This window comes from Neobacillus sp. DY30, from assembly GCF_030123065.1.
In the GTDB taxonomy this organism is placed as follows: domain Bacteria; phylum Bacillota; class Bacilli; order Bacillales; family Cytobacillaceae; genus Neobacillus.
The window spans coordinates 729,533-748,803 of the sequence record NZ_CP126093.1 but is presented as its reverse complement, the minus strand read 5'-3'; the positions used below and the strand labels follow the sequence as shown (position 1 = coordinate 748,803).

Here is a 19,271-nt window from a genome sequence, read left to right as displayed (position 1 = left end):
TCTAGTATTCTTTGTTGTATTCATCACGTTTCTACTCGTTCGTTGACAATCCCAAATAGCTGTCGACAGCTTTGCGAATGTTCGTTACCTGTAAGCCATAAACAACCTGTACATTCTTATCTTTTATCACGACTCCACTGGCACCTGTTTCTTTTTTCAATACTTCTTCGTTGACCTTTTCAGGGTTATCCAGTGTTAAACGGAGTCTTGTATAGCAGTTTGTAACTGTATTAATGTTGCTTGCTCCGCCTAATGCATCGACGATTACTGGGGCAATTCCGTTATTCGACTGTGATTCAGAAGTCCCAGTAACTCTATTGTTTTTCTTTTCATAATCTTTCTTCGAATATAATTTTGTCTCTTCGTCCTCATCTTCTCTTCCGATTGTTTTAAAGTTAAATTTCACAATTAGGAAGCGGAAAACCACATAGTAAGCAGCAAAGGAGAATAATCCTACTAAGATATACATTGGCCAATGTGTTTTTTCAATTCCAAGCGGTACATTGAACAATAGAAAATCAATCATTCCATTCGGACCAATTGCTCGGACATCCAATAGATGATACGCTACCATCCCTAAACCGCTTAAAGCAGCATGAACAACAAATAACAATGGTGCTACAAACAGGAATGAAAATTCAATTGGCTCAGTCACACCAGCAATAAAAGATGTAACGGCAGCCGGAATTAAAATCGCCTTTACTTTGCCTTTGTTTTCAGGCTTTGCAACGTGGTACATTGCCAAACAAGCACCAATTAAACCGAACATCTTTGAAATACCACGGGCATCCCAAACCACGCTTGATGAAAGCTCTTTTACAGTTGGATCAATAATTTCCGCATAGTAAATATTTCTTGCCCCTTCGTATACTTGCCCGCCAATTTCTGCGACACCGCCGAGGGATGTATATAAAAATGGCGTATAAATTAAATGGTGCAAACCTGTTGGAATTAACAAACGCTCCAATGCTCCATATAAGAAAACTCCGAAGCTTCCGCTATGTTGGATTAGACCACCAAGACTGCTAATTCCAGCTTGGAAAAATGGCCAGATGAACGTTAGCGCAACTGATAGCAACACAAGAACAGGAATCAGTACAATAAAGACAAATCGTGATCCCCCGTAAATTTGAAACGCGCCTTTGAACTCTGTATCAATAAATTTGTTATGAACGATAGCGGTAACAATACCGAGTATAAGTCCGAGAAACACACCCATATCAAGAATTTGCACGCCCAAGACCATCGTTTGTCCCGTTCCCTGCAAAGATTCCCCTTCATATAGAACCCCGGTGAGTTGCATAAATTTATTCATGGCATTGACAAATACCAAATAGCCTAATAAAGATGTAAATCCTGCGATTGCTTTATCTTTATTTGCCAAACCAATTGCTATCCCCACACAAAAGATGAGCCCCAAGTTGGTGAGAATTGAAACCAATGATCCAGTCAAGATGGTCCCAAAACCAGTAGTAATTGGATTATCTAAAAATGGCAGAACTTCTATTAACCTTGGATTGGTAAATAAGTTCCCAAATGCAATTAAAATACCCTCAATCGGCAAAATAAGTATTGGAATAAACATCGCTTTTGAAAAGCGCTGCATAGCATCCATCACTTTCTTTTTCATTTTGCCTTCCCCTCCTATATGCGTACGTTTTTGTCGACAGGTTTAGAATACAATGTAACCGTTTTACAGTCGATAGATTCAAGGCGATAAAAAACGTGTTTCACACATTGAAACACGTTTCACTCGTTCTTATCTTTTTTTGGTAATAATGTTGCAACATATTCTTTGACAATAAATTCAAACATCAGCATTAGACCGGGAAAAAAACTATTCGGCAGCATGTTCCTATCGTCTAATTTATTCTGATCGATGATTTTGAAATTTAAATCAGAAAGCTCTGCAATCCGGTTTTCCGTTTCCTTTGTGAAAGAAACGGTAAAAATATGATGCTCCTTGGCAGCCTGCAATTTGTCGAGAACAAGCTGTGTTTCACCTGATTTGGAAATAACCACTAAGGCACCGATATCTTCCAGATTATTTTCGAATACACCAATCGAATCGGTTCCACTAGCAAAAATCGTTTTCCTCCCTAATACTAATAGTTTTTTGTACAAATACTCTGCAGTAATCGCTGAAAACCCTGTAGCATAGATAAAAATATAGCTTTCCCGTAGATTTAACACTTTGTTAATGAAGAGTTCAATATCCTGCATTGAATTGTGTGTCATAAAATCTTTCGAAGTAATCTCGAGAAAGTCCTCCATCACGCCGCTTTCCGGTATATGAGCTTTACTAACAAGAGGGAGGAGGTGGTAATACATATCGATAAATCCCGTATAACCTAATTTTTTTGAAAGGCGGATGACAGTTGCAGGAGAGGTAAAATTCTCTTTCGCAATATTTCGAACGCCCATTTGCAAGACAGTGTCAATGTTGGTAATGATATATTGTACAATTTGGACTTCAATTTCTGTTAAACTTTTCCCTTGAATAATTTTGCTGATATCTATCATCTCATTATCACTCTCACTTCGCCATCGGTTGGTTTGTGGTTGTTAACTTTGACTAGCGGTAAATCCGATTGTACCTGTTATTAACACTGATGAATTAATTGTAATAGAAAACAAATATCTTTGAAATACCTGTTACTGGTTGCTACAATAATACTTTTTTCCAGGTTAGTATGTTTCGTTTTTCCGGTATTCATTTAGTTCACCGCTTTTTTTGTGATTAATGTTAAAGAGACACCAGGTAAATACCATAGTGTCTCTTTGATAACGTCTACCTATCGTAAGGATCCTACATCCCTACATAAGCAGAGATTGCAGCAAATACGGCAGCAATAATCCATAAAATCGGGAATATTTTTAGCATTAATTTGATCCATTGGCCGAAGCTGATTTTCGCGATGGCTAAGCCTGCTAATAACACTCCGTTGGTTGGCGAAATAATATTTGTTAATCCATTACCAAACTGATAGGCTGTTACCGCAGCTTCTCCATGGATTCCCATAAGGTCGGCCAGTGGAGCCATAACGGGCATCGTTAAGGCAGCCTCACCAGATGATGATGGGACAAAAAACGTAATTATGTTATGAAATAATAGCATGATAGTGGTAAAAGCATACTTTGGCAGTCCGTCCATTACAGATGCTAAGGAATTTAAGATCGTATCAATAATCATTCCATTTTCAGCAATAACCAGAATACCGCGGGCTAGTCCGATAATTACCGCCGCATAAACAAACTCACTACAGCCGCTGACAAAATTCTCGGCCATTTCTTTTTGATTCATTTTGGACACGATACCTGCGAATAAACCTAAGCCCATGAATACGGCACCAATTTCGACCATGTACCAGCCATGAGAAAGAATTCCCCAAACGATAATCCCAAGCGCAACGCCAAAACCAGACAAAATCATTTTATCTCTTACGGAAAAATGAACAACCTCGCCAAGGTCCGCTTTAAGAAAATGAGACCGGCTTTCCAAATCATTTTTATAGACGACTGACTTCTCTGGATTTTTCTTTACCCGGGCAGCGTACCACATCGTAAACCCGATTGATACTCCGGTAAACACAATCCATTCGATAAATCGAAGCCATAATTGCGGATTCCCTTGAATGCCTGAAACTCCCTGTGCAATCAGGACAGAAAACGGATTTAAGGTTGAACCGACATATCCAATCTGTGTTCCTAAAAAGAGAATTAAAATCGCTGTAATGGAATCAAATTTTAAAACAAACATTAACGATATAAAAATGGTGTAAAGTGGAATGGTTTCTTCACTCATTCCGAAGGTGGATCCTCCCAAGCTAAAAATCAGCATCGCAATGGGGATGACAAATATTCCTTTATTTTGTAAACGGTTGGATAAGGCAATTAAGCCTCGATCTATCGCACCGGTTTTCAAAATAATCCCAAATGCGCCGCCAACAACTAATACAAAGGCAATAACATCTACGGCATTAATGATCCCTTCCATCGGAGCGCTTAACACTCCTGTAAGTCCCTGACGTAAATCGCCCTGGTCACTTACTTTTGGAATCGTCTCAAACGTACCGGGAACGATGACCGTTCTAGTAGAACCATCGACCGTTACCTCTTTTCGTTCAAATTGTCCGCTTGGTAAAATCCAAGTCAATAAAGCTACGATCATAATGATGAAAAACATAAGGGAATAACTGTGGGGCAATGCCCACTTCCTTCTCTTCTTTTCTACTACTTTTGCCTTTATTGCACTCGCTTCCATTTCGTCTCCTCATTTCTCATTTAATGACGTCTTATAACGTATTTTTTTGAGGTATGAAACATTATAATTTCATTCATTGAGCAGCTAGAGTATTTTTCTAATTCACGCTAAGATCCCTGCCAAAGTGATATCGTGTACAATATCTCCGTTCATCACAGTTAAAACTACCTTTGCGTTCCGTATTTCTGAAGCGGAAGATTCAAATAAATTTCTGTCAAATACCGCTATGTCGGCATATTTCCCCACTTCAATTGTTCCGGTTTTATCTTCCATGAAATTATGCCTTGCTCCGTTAATAGTCCAGGCCTTTAGAATCTCTGCTATTGGCAGACCAAGCTCTGGGTACCACGGCGATCCGTCTGGAAACAGTCTCATCGCAGTGGCATAGATGGAGTCTGGTACACTCGTAATAAATAAAGGCAAATCTGTTCCCGCTGTAATCGAAATTCCTGCTTCCAGCATGGCCCGATAATCATAAAAGTGTTTTTCTTTTTCCTTTCCAACAACAGCAGCCATATACGACTCTTCGTAAGATGGATTCAGCAGTAAAATCTGGGCATAGATTTCTGCAAAGATTTCGTTTTCCCCCATCCGCTTTAAGTCACTAGGATGTGGATATTCTAAATCACTTATCGAGTGGCGTGCATCACGCTTGCCATTTACTTCACGGCATTTTTCTAAAAAGGTCACGGCTTGACGGATAGCTGCATCCCCTTCTGCCGTTAAACAGCATTTTAAGCCATTTCGATCTGCTTCTAATACCCAGGTTTCAATTTTTTCATAATTCACTGACCGTAAATTCTTTACGTCTGGCATATCCGCATAAGGCTCTAACATGTCACCTGTATGATCGGCTACCACGCCATCCACCATAATTTTAAAACCCTGAAAGCGAAGGAAATCATCTTGATAACGTTTTTGGTAGGACTTCCCTACTTTAATGTTAAGTGGTTCCATGACAGGCTCTAACGCAAAATGCACTCGTAATGGCAATTTTCCTTCATCTGCCAATTCCGTTAAAATAGAAAGTAATTCATAACGATCAAAGCCTATGTCTTTAATGGACGTAACTCCCCGGGCTGCTAATAACTGACAGAAGTCCAGGAATTCTTGCTTAACCTCTTCCCTTTCCTGAAGCATATCTTTTAATAAAGCTGCCCGATCCTCTGCACTGCATTGGTCTGGTGTAAATTTATATTTTTCGATTGCCTTTTGGTTCATCCAGCACCAGCTCTTTGTACGATTAATCGCGAAAACAGGCGTGTTCGGAAAAATTTCATCCAGCAGATGTTGTTCCGGTATACATCCCAAACTCTCCTTATCCCAGCCAAATCCGTATACATTTTCTTTAGGTCCTAATGTCATAGAATGCTGAATTAATAGAGTTGTTGCTTCGTCTACAGAGGATACCTTTGATAAATCTACCCCGCGATTCATGGACATATAGCCTGTGAAAAATACATGATTATCATGAATTCCTGGCATCACCAGTTGATTACCAAGCTCATAAACCTTTGTTTCAGGGCCAATCCATTGATCTTTTTCGTTCTGCTTCCCAACTGCAGCAATTTTGTTATCCTTTATGGCAATATACCCCGCAAAAGTTTTTTCATCTAAGCCTGAAAAAATAACGTTTGAAACGATGACAATATTGGCGTTCATTTGTGCTTTGGACATTCGTACACCTTTATTCTTTCCCTGCAGTTTTTGTATAGAGGGTATACCATTTTACAACGCTTTCATTTTAATTATTTTGTTCCCGTTATAACATCCTAGGACGTCATAACGGGGGCCACACTTAGTTTTAATTAATTTTTTAAATAGTAAATTGATATCGGTCACCAATAATATACTGTCTACCTATATGGACTGGACGGCCGTGTTGATCATGAATGATGGTATTCATATAAAACAGTGGCTTTCCAATAGTCGTTTCTAGTAAATTAGCCTTTTCCTCATCTGCCAGAACAATATCCAGGGTCGTAGCACCTGATTTAATCGGTTTTATTCCGTGTTTTTCACTTAACAAATCGTACAATGACCCTTCAAGTGATTCTTCCAACAAAAAGTAATAACGATTATAAGGATAGAAGTTATTTTCTAACATTAATGGACTATCGCCTGCAAATCGTTTTCTTTGAATAAAGATGGCCTTTTCATCCGCTTCAAGCTGTAAAGCCTTCTTAATCGAAGTGTCCGGATCGACAATTTCTTTCTTGGTTACCACACTATGAGATGGATAACCATTTGCTTTACATGCGGCGGTGAATCCCATTACATGTTTAATTTTACGTTCGATTTTGGTATGGCTTACAAAAGTTCCTTTTCCATGAAGCTTCACTAGGTACCCTTCCTTAACAAGCTCCTCTACCGCTTTTCGAACCGTAACACGGCTTACATTGTACTGTTCCATTAATTCCTTTTCATTTGGAATTCTTTCTCCCTGCTGGAACTTCTCATTTAAGATTTCTACTTGAATCGCTTTTTTCAACTGTATATATAATGGTTCTTGATGATCAACGTTTAACATTTTTTATCCCCCATAGTGGTTTCCTCATGGACCTTTAGTAAAAGAGTATCAAACGTTTTAACACATAACAAGCAGAATTATAGAGTGACCGATAACCTTGCCAATTTGGGCATTATCAACCTATTAGGATTATTCGTAAGTAACCCCAAACCCAAATGATCCCTCAACTAGACAGCTTTTGGCAGCAAACTGCGCCGCTTCTTTCATAGATGTCACAATTTCATTCGTTTTTAAATAGGTGAGTAAGAAGGCAGTGATAAAGGAATCCCCTGCTCCCATCGTATCGACAGCTTCAACATATTCGGGTAACTGATGAAAATAACTGGTTCCATCGTAGGCAATGGCCCCTTCACTTCCACGGGTGGCAAGCAGGATTTGGCCATCCCGTTGATGGTTATTTCTTAAAAACTCTTTTGTCTCATTCTCTGATAAGTGACTGCAGGAGAAAAAGGCATAATGTACAAATGGTATATATTGATCGACTTGCTGCTGCTGGAAATCATCTGAAAAATCAAAGGATAACGGCACACCCAGTGATCCTAGTTTTTCGAGTAAATGCCCGGTATGGCTATATAAGCCTGTATGTACAAGGGCACACTCTTGAATCAATGAGATATCTTCATCTGTTAGTTCCAATAAATGTTCACGGGTTACACCGCCATCATTACTGCCAAGGAAGACACGGTCTCCTTCCTCAAGGGTAACATAGGCGCATCCATTCTCCCCGCTGAAGTGCCGGCATCGTGATAAATCAATTTCTAATTTTTTTAATACACTTTCGACATGTTGCGCTTCTTTATCATCGCCAAATGTCCCGATAAAAGCCGAGTTTGCACCCAGCAATTTCGCAAATACACTAAAGTTTACGGCATTACCTCCGGGATACATGGTCTTTATATGAACATATTTATCTACTACATTATCTCCAATACCTACTACCTTTACCATTTGCCTGTCACCTCGATTTTAGTATGCGACTTTCCCCATGTAACGGCGAGTTTCTAATGGATGATTTCGTACATCTGCCAATGCTTGACGATAAACACACATAATACTATAGAAAAGAATTGGATTAAAGAACTCAACCACTTCATCCGCGATCGTATTAATGCCTAATTCTTTTGCGTCCACTACTTCTACTTTTTCTGCATATTGCTGAAGGAATGTTTTTGCCCGTTCGTCTAAAGCGCGGGTTCTGCCTTCATTCATTAATAAGATAAATGGTGTTTCCTTATCTGTTACTTCAAATGGACCGTGGAAGTACTCTCCAGAATGAATCGATGCTGCATCCAGCCATTGCATTTCCATTAACGAACAAATCGCAAATCCGTATGCATGGCCATAAGAAGCCCCGCTTGAAAGAATATAAAACAGTTCTTCCTTTCCATACTTATTGGCGAATTCTTTTGTCCGCTTTTCTACTAACTGCTCACCATTTTTGATGATGCCGTTGATTTTTCCAATTCCGCTCTGGAATGCATCGTAGTGGTCATATCCTTCTGTTCGATAGAGAACCTCTACAGCTAATTGAAGGATAATCGCCATTGGGTTATTCTTGACATCACTTTCAGATCCCCATTCATAAACAAACGCGTGATCGGAGTAGTTTAGTAATGATGCTTCCTGGTTATGAGTTAGACCGATAGTATGGGCACCACGTTCCTTTGCCACCATCGATGCTTCCACTGATTCTGGAGTGTTCCCTCCATGTGAGCAAACGATGACAAGAGAATCTTGATTTAATCTTTTAGGTGTAGCATGTACAAACTCATTGGCTGTAAACAATCCTGTTACTACTTTTTTCGCTTCATTCTCAAGAAAATATTTTGTTGGATACATATCGACTAATGAGCCGCCGCATGCCACTAAATATACTTCCGAGATTCCTTCCTTCGTTGCTGAATGAATATCATTAATCACATTTACCACATTCATTTTATTCGCTCTCCTTTTTGAGACGTCATATGACGTATTATTAGTATGTCCCTACTATAACCGTTTTCATTTTTATGGTCAATAAGAATTATTTATAAAATTTGAAAATTGTATGAACTAAAAAGAGCAGCAAAAAGACCTGGATCTGTTTGATTCAAAGTCTTTTATTTGCCTATTAATCTTTTTAGATTTGAGTTGATTCAGAGGCACGGAAGGCATCCTTCATTTCGACAAACTGAAATCCTTTTTCTCGGCGAACCTTACGGATTTTGTCAGAACTTTCCTTGTGGTTTACCGTTTTAGGAAATTCATCGTTGAAGAAGAAGCATACCTTAAGCCCGTACTATTAATTCTACATAGGTAAGTTTTCGAATAACTTAATAGTAGTATTTAAACCACAAATAGGCACTTAGCACCTTTTGTAAGGCTTGCCAGTCGGAATGCAGACCGGCATTCAGACAGCCACCATATTTCTGAAAAGAGCTGATTACTCCATGTTTTGGAATAAGGACATAAAGGAAGATTTGATGCCCATCATTGCTATTTTAAGAGACCAAAGAAGATTCGCCTTTAAATTAGTTGCGTCAGGGTTACTGGCTTTAATCGCCGCTATTTTACAGTCGGCCGGCGGAGTAATCCCAGGCATCGGGCTGCTCATAAGCCCTTTCTCCACAGCCCCCATCATCATTAGTATATTAATCTCGCCAACATATGGGGTATTAAGCTATATTCTTACCATTTTCCTCTTGCTGCTCATTCAGCCTTCTGAACTTATTGTCTTTCCCTTTACCACTGGTGCCATGGCTATTGGAATCGGTTTTGGCCTTATCTTTTTTAACAAGGGTTGGAAGGTTATAACCTTCTCAAGTTTGTTTTTATGTATAGGGATTTGTCTCTTACTCTATATCGTCCAATTTCCTGTTTTAGGTCCACTTTTACTACCATTTAGTTTATGGAATATTATCGTTATTTACCTCTTTTCACTTCTCTATTGTTGGTTATGGAACGAACTTGTTTTCCGCTTACTGCCTAAGCTCATAAGACCAATAAAAGGCTAAGAAAATGAATACCTATTAAAAACTATTTCTGCAAGAAGTAGTTTTTTGGTATTTAGGTAAATAAAAGGGGAAAATAAGGAATATGCGTTGGAAAGGGGTGTCTTATGAAAGCAACAGATGTATTCGTTCAGTGTTTAGAAAATGAAGGCGTTGAATATATTTTTGGCATCATGGGGAAGGAAACCCTTGACCTAATGGATTCATTGTCCAGATCGAAACAAATTAAGTTCGTGAATGTCCGTCATGAACAAGGAGCAGCGTTTATGGCAGATGTTTACGGCAGATTATCCAACAAGGCTGGCGTTTGCTTAGCGACATTGGGACCTGGAGCCACTAACCTTTTGACCGGGATAGCTAGTGCTAATCTGGATCATTCACCGGTTGTAGCCATTACAGGACAAGCTGGCTTTGAAAGGCAGCATCAAAAATCACACCAATATGTAGAGATCGTTAAAGTATTTGAGCCGGCAACAAAGTGGTCTGTGCAAATTAAAGATCCACAAACGATAGCAGCCATCATTCGAAAGGCATTTAGAGTAGCGCAAATGGAAAAACCAGGTGCTGTTTTAATTGAACTGCCAGAGAACCTAGCACCGGAAATGATTTCAACCCAGCCTATACCGGTAACACCTATTCCAAAAACTACATCTATTTCACAATCTCTAGAAGAAGCTCATACTCTCATTACACAAAGCCAAGGACCACTTGTGATTGCAGGAAATGGGGTAATAAGGCAAAAAGCAGCGGCAGAACTGCGCACATTTGCAGAGAACCTTCAATCACCTGTCATCCAAAGCTTTATGGCCAAAGGGATTTTACCAAAGGATCATCCCCTTAATTATTTTACATTCGGTTTTAACAAGCAGGATGAAATCTTATCAATGATCGAGGATGCTGATTTATTAATTGTGGCTGGTTTTGATTTTGTTGAAGCACTCCCTAAGGACTGGAATAAAAAGAGGCGCCCTATACTACATATCGACCCGCTGCCCGCGGAAATCGATGAATACTACCCTATTAAAGGGGAATTGGTCGGCGATCTAACGGAAACCTTTAAGGCACTTACTAAACTCAATACCGCTCCGAAATCATGGGTACCATCAAATAAGCTGAAAGAAGAGATTAGGCATTCTTATCTTGGCAACGGAAATCAATCATTATCGGTAGAGAACATCTTATCCGTTATGGAGAAACTTTCAACAGAACAGACCGTCGTGGTTTCTGACGTAGGTGCCCACAAGGTGTCCGTTGCCCGTACCTATCAGCCCAAACAAGCCGGCCGACTTATTATCTCCAATGGATTAGCATCCATGGGTATCGCTGTCCCTGGTGCGATTGGTGCCAAATTAGCTTGTCCTGACGCTCCGGTCATTTGCATTACTGGAGACGGAGGGGCATTAATGAATATCTCTGAATTAGAGACCGCAAAACGATTAGGCCTGTCGTTTATCATCATCGTTCTCAACAATTCTTCATTAAAACTGGAGGAACAAATGATGCAGGAAAAGTTTGGCCATAGCTTTGGGACAGACTTTGGAAACCCTGACTATGTACAGCTTGCTGAAAGCTTTGGAATAAAAGGAGCAAGACCCAGCAATCTAAATGAATTTGAACAAGTATTGAATGAAGCTTTACATCACACCAATGAAATGACACTAATCGATGTAAAATGTATTAGTACTTGGAACGATGTAAAAAACCGCATAGGTAACAAAAATTGACTAGGAGAGCCGTCTCCTAGTCACATTTATGCCGCCAGTGTTTGATGTTGTTTTTTTGCAAGTAAATATTTTAGCAATTTTTTACAACGGGGTAAGGAATAGCCTACAATTGGGCCTAAGAAAAAGGCAATAATTATTGTGCCAATCCCGACAGGACCGCCTAATGCCCAGCCTAGAATGAGCACTAGTACTTCCATTCCATTTCGAACCCACTTTAAACTCCATCCTGTTTTTTCTACAATTAATATCATGATACTATCTCGTGGTCCAGAACCGACATCAGCTGAAACATAAAGTCCAATTCCAAAACCTAATAGGACAACACCTAAGACAAAGGAAAATACTGCTCCTATGGTACTATCAATACTTGGCAATAACCATAAAAAGAAATCCATAAACATACCAAGTAACAACATATTTAAAAATGCACCTAGTTTAGGTAACTTTTTCGTGGCAATGGAGGCAGCCGTCAATAATAAGAAACCCATAATAATAGACCAGGAGCCAATCGTTAGTCCCAGATGCAGAAATATTCCATAATGCAGCACATCCCATGGACCGATACCTAATAACTCTCCTTCAATCGTTAAGGCAGCACCAAATGCTAGAATAATAAGGCCAAAAACAAAAAACGACCAGCGAAGAATCAATTCTTTTCTCATAATTTCCCCTCTAATCTGAAACTTTTCACCTTGACCACTATACCACATCAATTATTATTTCAACATAATAATTAATTGGAAATCGGGGTTAAATGGGGTCCTGTTTTTAAGGATTATGGATAGCAAAAAATATGAAGCATGTTGTTTTAACGACGACCACGCCTGGAGCATTGGAAACAGGAAGAGCGACAGTAAATCATTTTCATTCATGTAGAAAATGGTTTCTCTTTTATTTATGCTGATTGGGTTCGGTTTTCATTTTTATAAGAAAATACTTTTACATTGTGGTAAGGAGCAGCCTCCAATCGGCTATACCGTCCCTGTGGTCTGAAAAAGTGTTTGTAGTTTGGATGATTTTGTTGTATATTGAAAATGCAATCGTTTGCATAGGATACTCACATATTTTGTAAGCGATTTCTACTTAAGAATTAATAGATAGGAATTTTCTATATCGCTTAGATATGTTCTCTGTGCATTGATTCTTTAAGGTACCTCGCACAACCCGCACTCTTTTTTTTGCATTTTGTGCAAACGATTGCACAATAGGGCGATTCTAGAGTAACAGACCAAACAGCAATTGACTCGCAGCAAAATGCTCTTATACTTCCCTATTCTAAAATTTTTAAGGGGGTACTTCTGTCAATGAGAAAAACCACGAAAAGGACTTTCTCCATGATCATGACTGCGATTATGCTTTTAAGCTTGTGGATCCCTTATATCCCAAGTCAGGAAGCACATGCAGCCGAGACAAAGGTGGAGACATCTGCTACAACTGATCGCGAGATTCGTTTCACGTACATTCGCGAAGATAAAACATTTGGCGACTGGAACATTTGGACTTGGAATACTGGTATTAGTGATGGTCAAGTCAAATTTGATTCTTATCAAGACAATACCGCTATTGCTACTATTCCCGTAAGCTCAGACACTGCCCAAATGGGCTTTGTACTTCGCAGCACATATGACTGGAATACCGCCCAAAAGGAATTTGGGGATCGTTTTATTCCAGTCAATAAGAACGACTCCATTACGAAAGCTTACATTACAAGTGGAGTGGAACAAATCCGTATCGTACCAGACGGATCACCGCCAGTTATTGACCAAGGTAATGCGACGTTCTATTATCGCGATAAACAGCTTTTTGCTAACGACGCGATGAATACCATCGAAAAAGTAGAATTAAAATTTGATGAAAAAACAACTCCAATGACGTTTGAACCAAAGAATGAGAGATTTGTAGTTACCTACAACGACATTCCGAATGGCAAAAACGAATATTCCTACCTTGTGACCAAAAAAGATGGCACAACTGAGGAAGTAACTGACCCTTACAACACTGTTAACGGCGTTTCTGTGATAGATTACCAGAAAGCTAATTTAACAGTTTCGGGTACAGTTAAGCCTTCAATAATTGACTATAGTCAAAATGCAGTTCTGTCTGTCGATATACAAGGATTGACGAATGAACTGAAAATTAACAAAATGTTTGCTGATATCTCTTCCCTAGGAGGAGCAAAGCAGCTTGAGATTGATCCAGCACTGAAAGAAGTCACCATTGCCGTGGATGATGATATCACAGCAGGAACAATAAATATTCCTCTAACTGTGATTGATTCCTTCGGAAACTACTTTAATGGTTCCGCTACTGTAGAGGTGAAAGCCCGCATGGCAGTCGGAGAAAATGACTTTGACTGGGATGAAAGCATTATTTACTTCATGCTGACAGACCGTTTCTTTGATGGCGATGCTGCAAACAACGACCCTTATAATCAGAATTATGATGCGAAAAACGACCGTGGGACCTACCAAGGCGGAGACTTCAAAGGCATCACGGAAAAATTGGATTACTTGGACAAGCTTGGTGTTAACACCATCTGGATCAGTCCAATCGTGGACCAAATTAAGTACGATGTTCGCTATAACAACCCTGAAGGCCATTCCTACTATGCTTACCATGGCTATTGGGCAAACAACTTTGGAGAATTGAACCCTCACTTTGGTACGATGGATGATTTCCATCAACTAATTGACGCTGCCCATGAACGTGGTATTAAAATCATGGTTGACGTTGTAGTAAATCACACAGGTTATGGATTAAAGGAAATTGATGGAACTGTGGCAAATCCGCCTGCAGGCTACCCAACAGATGCAGACCGCGCCCGGTTCAGCTCCCTTCTCCGTCAAGGTTCGAATGTTGGAACCGATGAGGTTGTCGGTGAGCTCGCAAGTCTTCCTGATTTAAAAACCGAAGATCCAGCAGTCCGCCAAGCAATTATTGACTGGCAAACAGACTGGATTGAAAAGTCGAAAACAGCACACGGAAATACCATCGACTACTTCCGTGTGGATACAGTAAAACACGTGGAAGATGCTACCTTGATGGCTTTTAAAAATGAACTTACCAAAATCATGCCGGAACACAAAATGATTGGTGAATTCTGGGGTGGAAGTGCTGATCAAAACGGCGGCTATCTTGAGTCAGGCATGATGGATTCCCTGCTTGATTTTGGTTTTAAAGACATTGCCCACAATTTCGTTAACGGCAAACTCAAGGCAGCAAATGATGCCCTGATAGCCCGCAACGAAAAAATAGATAATACAGCCACTCTTGGCCAATTCCTTGGAAGCCATGACGAAGATGGATTCCTCTACAAGGAAGGAAATGACAAAGGCAAGCTGAAGCTGGCAGCCTCTCTACAGGCAGCAGCAAAGGGCCAGCCGGTCATCTATTACGGAGAGGAGCTTGGACAATCCGGCGCCAACAACTATCCTCAGTATGACAACCGTTATGACCTGGCATGGGATCAAGTAGAAAACAATGATGTACTAGAACACTATACGAAGGTCTTGAACTTTAGAGCTAATCATTCAGAGATGTTTGCTAAAGGTGAACACGTGACAATCGGCGGCTCTGACAGCGACAAGTTCCTTGTTTTTGCCCGAAAATACGAAAATGAAGCAGCCTATGTCGGCTTGAATATCGCAGACAGTGCCAAGGAAGTCACGTTTACACTGGATTCCAAGGATGCGGTTGTGACAAACCATTATTCAAACCAGACTTACAGTGCTTCAGCAAACGGCACAGTTACTTTGACCATCCCTGCAAAAGCTGACGGCGGTACCGTCCTGCTTACAGTTGAAGGCGGCAGCATCACAGGTGCTGAAGGTGAAGACGGCAATGATGGAGGCAGTGTTGAACCCGTTCCTGCGAATCACCTTCGTATTCACTACAACCGTACAGATGGTAATTATGAAAATTATGGTGCTTGGCTGTGGAATGATGTAGCTTCCCCTTCTGCCAACTGGCCAGTTGGAGCGACTATGTTTGAAAAAACAGACAGCTACGGTGCCTATATTGATGTTCCGCTAAAAGAGGGTGCGAAAAATATTGGATTCCTCGTCATGGATATAACCAAGGGCGATGCAGGTAAAGACGGCGGAGACAAGGGATTCACTATTACATCTCCAGAAATGAACGAAATCTGGATTAAGCAAGGATCGGACAAAGTCTACAACTACGAGCCAGTAGATTTGCCTGCAAACACAGTCCGCATCCATTATGTTCGTGACAATAGCGATTACGAAAATTTTGGTGCTTGGCTCTGGGGTGATGTGGAATCACCATCTGCCAACTGGCCGACAGGAGCATCCCAATTCTCCGGCACAGACCGCTACGGTGCGTACGTTGACGTGAAGCTTGCAGAAGGTGCGAAAAACCTGGGCTTCCTGGTGATGGATGTAACAAAAGGCGATGCTGGCAAAGATGGCGGTGACAAGGGATTCAACATGCTGGACAAATATAATCACCTTTGGATTAAACAAGGTGATAACAATGTCTATATCTCCCCTTATTGGGAGCAGGCAACAGGAATCACGAAAGCAGAAGTCATCTCCAAAAATGAGATTCTGCTTGGTTTTACTATGACAGAAGGTCTGACACCAGACAGCTTGAAAAATGCACTGGAAATCAAGGATGCCGCTGGCGGTAATGTGGCAATTGAATCTGCTGAAATTACAGGAGCTAATTCGGCAAAAGTAACAGCTTCATTCGACCTTGAAAAACTTCCATTATCCGTTACGTATGCAGGCAGGACCGTTTCAGCCGCTACAAGCTGGAGAATGCTTGACTCTATGTATGGATACGATGGAAATGACCTTGGTGCAACCTATAAGGACGGCGCTGTCACCCTTAAACTTTGGGCGCCAAAGGCAAGCAAGGTCGTTGCAAACTTCTTCCATAAAGATAATGCAGCTGAGCAAATTGGCAGCATAGAACTGACAAAAGGCGAAAAAGGGGTATGGTCTGCTGACGTTGCTCCGGCTGAATTGAACGCAACTGATTTACAGGGTTATTTTTACCAATATGAAGTAACAAATGATGGAGTAACAAACAAAGTTCTTGACCCGTATGCCAAGTCAATGGCAGCTTTTACGGTAAATACAAAAGGGGAAGCTGGTCCTGATGGAGATACAGTCGGCAAGGCAGCAATTGTTGACCTGAATAGCACGGATCCTGAAGATTTTGATTTTGCTAAAATCAAAGGGTATGAAAAACGTGAAGATGCTATTATCTACGAAGCACATATTCGTGACTTTACTTCAGATCCTTCCATCGAAGGCGATTTAAATGCAAGATGGGGATCATATAAGGCCTTCATTGATAAACTCGAATATCTGAAGAAATTGGGTGTCACACACGTTCAACTGCTTCCAGTAATGGCGTGGTATTATGGCGATGAAACCAAAATGGGACAACGAGAGCTGAACTATTCAGCTGGAGGAAATGAATACAACTGGGGCTATGACCCGCACAGCTACTTCTCTCCAGATGGCGCTTACTCAGAAGACCCGACGAATCCTGAAAAGCGTGTAAAAGAGCTGAAAGAATTGATTGATGCCATCCATGATGCTGGAATGGGTGTTGTTCTTGATGTGGTTTATACACATATGGCAAAATCAAGCATGTTAAATGACATTGTTCCAAACTATTATGCATTCCAAGACGATAAGGGGAACTTCCTGGGCGGCTTCGGAAACAACCTGGCAACAAGCCATAAAATGGCTGAAAAGCTGATGGTAGACTCAGTAAAATACTGGTTTGATGAGTATAAAATCGATGGCATGAGGTTTGACATGATGGGTGATGCGACGTATCCTTCCATCCAAAATGCGTATAATGCCGCAGCTTCCATTAATCCAAATGCCCTGTTCATCGGTGAAGGCTGGAGAACATTTGCCGGTCACATTGCCGAACCTGAACTAAAAGGAATGGGCGCGGACCAAGATTGGATGGACAAGACAGACAATGTCGGAGTATTCTCTGATGAAATCCGCAATGAATTAAAGTCTGGCTTCGGATCTGAAGGCGAACCAAGATTCATTACAGGCGGAGCAAGAAGCATCGATACCATCTTTAACAATATTAAAGGCCAGCCATCCAATACTTCTGAGGATGATCCTGGTGATATGGTCCAATACATTGAGGCGCACGACAACATGACACTTTACGATGTCATCGCCCAATCGATTAAGAAGGATCCTTCTATTCCGGAAAACAATCTGGAGATTCATAAACGTATCCGCATTGGAAATTCCCTGATTCTGACTTCACAGGGAACTGCCTTCCTGCATGCTGGACAGGAATACGGACGGACAAAGCAATGGCTTGGTGAAGGCGTACCGGAACAGAAATACCATGAACTGAAAGACGCACAAGGTAAGTCATTTGGATACTTTATTCATGATTCTTACGATTCATCAGACGCCATCAATATGTTTGACTGGCAGAAGGCTGTGAATAAGAAACAATATCCAATCAATACAGTGACACGTGAGTTTACTCAAGGTCTAATTGAACTAAGGAAGTCAACAAATGCTTTCCGTTTGGGCGATCAACAGCTGATTAACCAAAATGTAAATTTGCTTGACCTTCCTGAAATTAAGGACACAGACCTCGTTATAGCTTACAAAGCTGTTTCAACTGACGATACTGGAACCTACTTTGTGTTCGTCAATGCTGATACCCAAGCACGGACGTTAACACTTGGTGACCATAACCTCTCTAAAGGCAAGGTAGTTGTCGACAGCGATGAAGCAGGAGCAACCCCAGTTTCTAAAAAGTCAGGATTCACACTTGTTAATGGAACACTGACCATTGAACCATTAACAACGATTGTGTTCAAAGTGGGCGGCAAGTCTGCTAAAAACCCTGGTAATGCTGAAAAGAAATGAGGGTAGGAAGGCTTAAAGGAGAATTCCTTCATATCTAAAAAGTGAAAAAAGGCTGCTATAAACAAAGAGAGACCATCATTTTACCATGGTCTCTTTTTGCATTTACAAACTTTTAGGTTAGGCTCTTTTGTATTATAAACGAAGTTTCAGGTTAGTCCTGGTTAACCCCAGTATGATTATTAAAGACTCTACGCACCATTTTATTAAATCCGCTATTTAGCCCTTCTGCCGATCTTCCATTTTGTATTTCTTCTCGATATTGACTCATCTGTCTGACAAAGTCACGATTGCTTGAAATATATACATTTTGAAAAGTGGCATCTGAATTCCGGACTTGTTGAGCAATTTGGTCCTCAATGTACGGATATAGTTCACCATGGAAGTCCTCATCCATCTCAACCCCTACATAGGCATTACGGTCAGCTGCTATAACATTCGCCCGTTTTACTTCATCTAAATTCTGTATGCTATCCTCTGCTTCCTTTACTACCCATAAACCATTTCTATTGGTCGTAGTGTTATTGTTATTATTGTTATTATTGTTATTGTTCATGTCCATAAAGTTTAAATCTGGATTACCTAAACTTCTCACTTGATTGTAGGCCCCAAAATTGCGGTTGTTCATCTCACCGTGCTGGTCCGCTTCCCTTCCCTCTTCTTTCATATTACACCCAGCAACGATGACAGTCATACATAAGCTGGCCAATATGAGTTTAACTGTTTTCATATGATTCCTCCTAAAATGAGTTCATGCTTACAATTACCTTTAACCCATATTTTTATGTAGAGATTAGGTGGAATTTTTTTAGCAAGAATAAAAAGAAGCGATTCCAACCACACTAAACCATTGATGATTTTGTTTGAGGAGGC

General features: G+C 40.5%; 12 protein-coding genes. 3 read left to right on the top strand and 9 right to left on the bottom strand.

All coding sequences use genetic code 11. The annotated features are described in order from the left end of the window. Positions 1 to 31 precede the first annotated feature (31 nt). The 7 genes from QNH29_RS03445 to QNH29_RS03415 all read right to left on the bottom strand — a co-directional run bounded on the left by QNH29_RS03445 (position 32) and on the right by QNH29_RS03415 (position 8,729). Positions 32 to 1,630 (bottom strand): PTS transporter subunit EIIC, encoded by a 1,599-nt coding sequence (locus QNH29_RS03445; RefSeq protein WP_283863455.1) that lies wholly within the window; start codon positions 1,628 to 1,630, stop codon positions 32 to 34. 119 nt (positions 1,631 to 1,749) lie between these two features. Next, entirely contained in the window at positions 1,750 to 2,523 is a 774-nt protein-coding gene (locus tag QNH29_RS03440; RefSeq protein WP_283863454.1) for a MurR/RpiR family transcriptional regulator, read from the bottom strand. 286 nt (positions 2,524 to 2,809) lie between these two features. Beyond that, a complete protein-coding gene (locus tag QNH29_RS03435) occupies positions 2,810 to 4,264 on the bottom strand; it encodes a YfcC family protein (RefSeq protein ID WP_283863453.1) in 1,455 nt (484 codons plus the stop codon). Positions 4,265 to 4,366: 102 nt separating this feature from the next. Next, on the bottom strand, positions 4,367 to 5,941 hold the full coding sequence (locus QNH29_RS03430) for an amidohydrolase (protein ID WP_283863452.1): 1,575 nt from the start codon (positions 5,939 to 5,941) through the stop codon (positions 4,367 to 4,369). Positions 5,942 to 6,080: 139 nt separating this feature from the next. Continuing rightward, entirely contained in the window at positions 6,081 to 6,794 is a 714-nt protein-coding gene (locus tag QNH29_RS03425; RefSeq protein WP_283863451.1) for a GntR family transcriptional regulator, read from the bottom strand. 129 nt (positions 6,795 to 6,923) lie between these two features. Next, on the bottom strand, positions 6,924 to 7,742 hold the full coding sequence (locus QNH29_RS03420; RefSeq protein WP_283863450.1) for a fructoselysine 6-kinase: 819 nt from the start codon (positions 7,740 to 7,742) through the stop codon (positions 6,924 to 6,926). Positions 7,743 to 7,760: 18 nt separating this feature from the next. After that, positions 7,761 to 8,729, bottom strand: coding sequence for an SIS domain-containing protein (locus QNH29_RS03415; protein ID WP_283863449.1), 969 nt, complete (start codon positions 8,727 to 8,729; stop codon positions 7,761 to 7,763). Between the two features lie 494 nt (positions 8,730 to 9,223). Between QNH29_RS03415 and QNH29_RS03410 the strand changes: the two genes are divergently transcribed. Further along, on the top strand, positions 9,224 to 9,787 hold the full coding sequence (locus tag QNH29_RS03410) for a hypothetical protein (protein WP_283863448.1): 564 nt from the start codon (positions 9,224 to 9,226) through the stop codon (positions 9,785 to 9,787). Positions 9,788 to 9,891: 104 nt separating this feature from the next. Continuing rightward, positions 9,892 to 11,508, top strand: a complete 1,617-nt coding sequence (locus QNH29_RS03405) for an acetolactate synthase large subunit (protein WP_283863447.1) — start codon at positions 9,892 to 9,894, stop codon at positions 11,506 to 11,508. Positions 11,509 to 11,534: 26 nt separating this feature from the next. On the opposite strand, the gene QNH29_RS03400 is transcribed toward QNH29_RS03405, so the two are convergent. Then, on the bottom strand, positions 11,535 to 12,170 hold the full coding sequence (locus QNH29_RS03400) for a YczE/YyaS/YitT family protein (protein ID WP_283863446.1): 636 nt from the start codon (positions 12,168 to 12,170) through the stop codon (positions 11,535 to 11,537). Positions 12,171 to 12,812: 642 nt separating this feature from the next. On the opposite strand from QNH29_RS03400, the gene QNH29_RS03395 reads away from it, so the two are divergent. Then, the gene (locus tag QNH29_RS03395; RefSeq protein ID WP_283863445.1) at positions 12,813 to 18,401 is read left to right on the top strand and encodes a pullulanase; all 5,589 of its coding nucleotides are present in this window, start codon (positions 12,813 to 12,815) and stop codon (positions 18,399 to 18,401) included. A gap of 151 nt (positions 18,402 to 18,552) precedes the next feature. Here the strand turns inward: QNH29_RS03395 and QNH29_RS03390 are convergent, their stop codons facing one another. Further along, the gene (locus tag QNH29_RS03390) at positions 18,553 to 19,128 is read right to left on the bottom strand and encodes a YhcN/YlaJ family sporulation lipoprotein (protein ID WP_283863444.1); all 576 of its coding nucleotides are present in this window, start codon (positions 19,126 to 19,128) and stop codon (positions 18,553 to 18,555) included. Positions 19,129 to 19,271 lie beyond the last annotated feature (143 nt).

Bases quoted from the DNA above. Each gene is read 5' to 3' on its own strand.
- QNH29_RS03445 (WP_283863455.1), bottom strand. From the start codon at position 1,630: ATGAAAAAGAAAGTGATGGATGCTATGCAGCGCTTTTCAAAAGCGATG.
- QNH29_RS03440 (WP_283863454.1), bottom strand. From the start codon at position 2,523: ATGATAGATATCAGCAAAATTATTCAAGGGAAAAGTTTAACAGAAATT.
- QNH29_RS03435 (WP_283863453.1), bottom strand. From the start codon at position 4,264: ATGGAAGCGAGTGCAATAAAGGCAAAAGTAGTAGAAAAGAAGAGAAGG.
- QNH29_RS03430 (WP_283863452.1), bottom strand. From the start codon at position 5,941: ATGTCCAAAGCACAAATGAACGCCAATATTGTCATCGTTTCAAACGTT.
- QNH29_RS03425 (WP_283863451.1), bottom strand. From the start codon at position 6,794: ATGTTAAACGTTGATCATCAAGAACCATTATATATACAGTTGAAAAAA.
- QNH29_RS03420 (WP_283863450.1), bottom strand. From the start codon at position 7,742: ATGGTAAAGGTAGTAGGTATTGGAGATAATGTAGTAGATAAATATGTT.
- QNH29_RS03415 (WP_283863449.1), bottom strand. From the start codon at position 8,729: ATGAATGTGGTAAATGTGATTAATGATATTCATTCAGCAACGAAGGAA.
- QNH29_RS03410 (WP_283863448.1), top strand. From the start codon at position 9,224: ATGTTTTGGAATAAGGACATAAAGGAAGATTTGATGCCCATCATTGCT.
- QNH29_RS03405 (WP_283863447.1), top strand. From the start codon at position 9,892: ATGAAAGCAACAGATGTATTCGTTCAGTGTTTAGAAAATGAAGGCGTT.
- QNH29_RS03400 (WP_283863446.1), bottom strand. From the start codon at position 12,170: ATGAGAAAAGAATTGATTCTTCGCTGGTCGTTTTTTGTTTTTGGCCTT.
- QNH29_RS03395 (WP_283863445.1), top strand. From the start codon at position 12,813: ATGAGAAAAACCACGAAAAGGACTTTCTCCATGATCATGACTGCGATT.
- QNH29_RS03390 (WP_283863444.1), bottom strand. From the start codon at position 19,128: ATGAAAACAGTTAAACTCATATTGGCCAGCTTATGTATGACTGTCATC.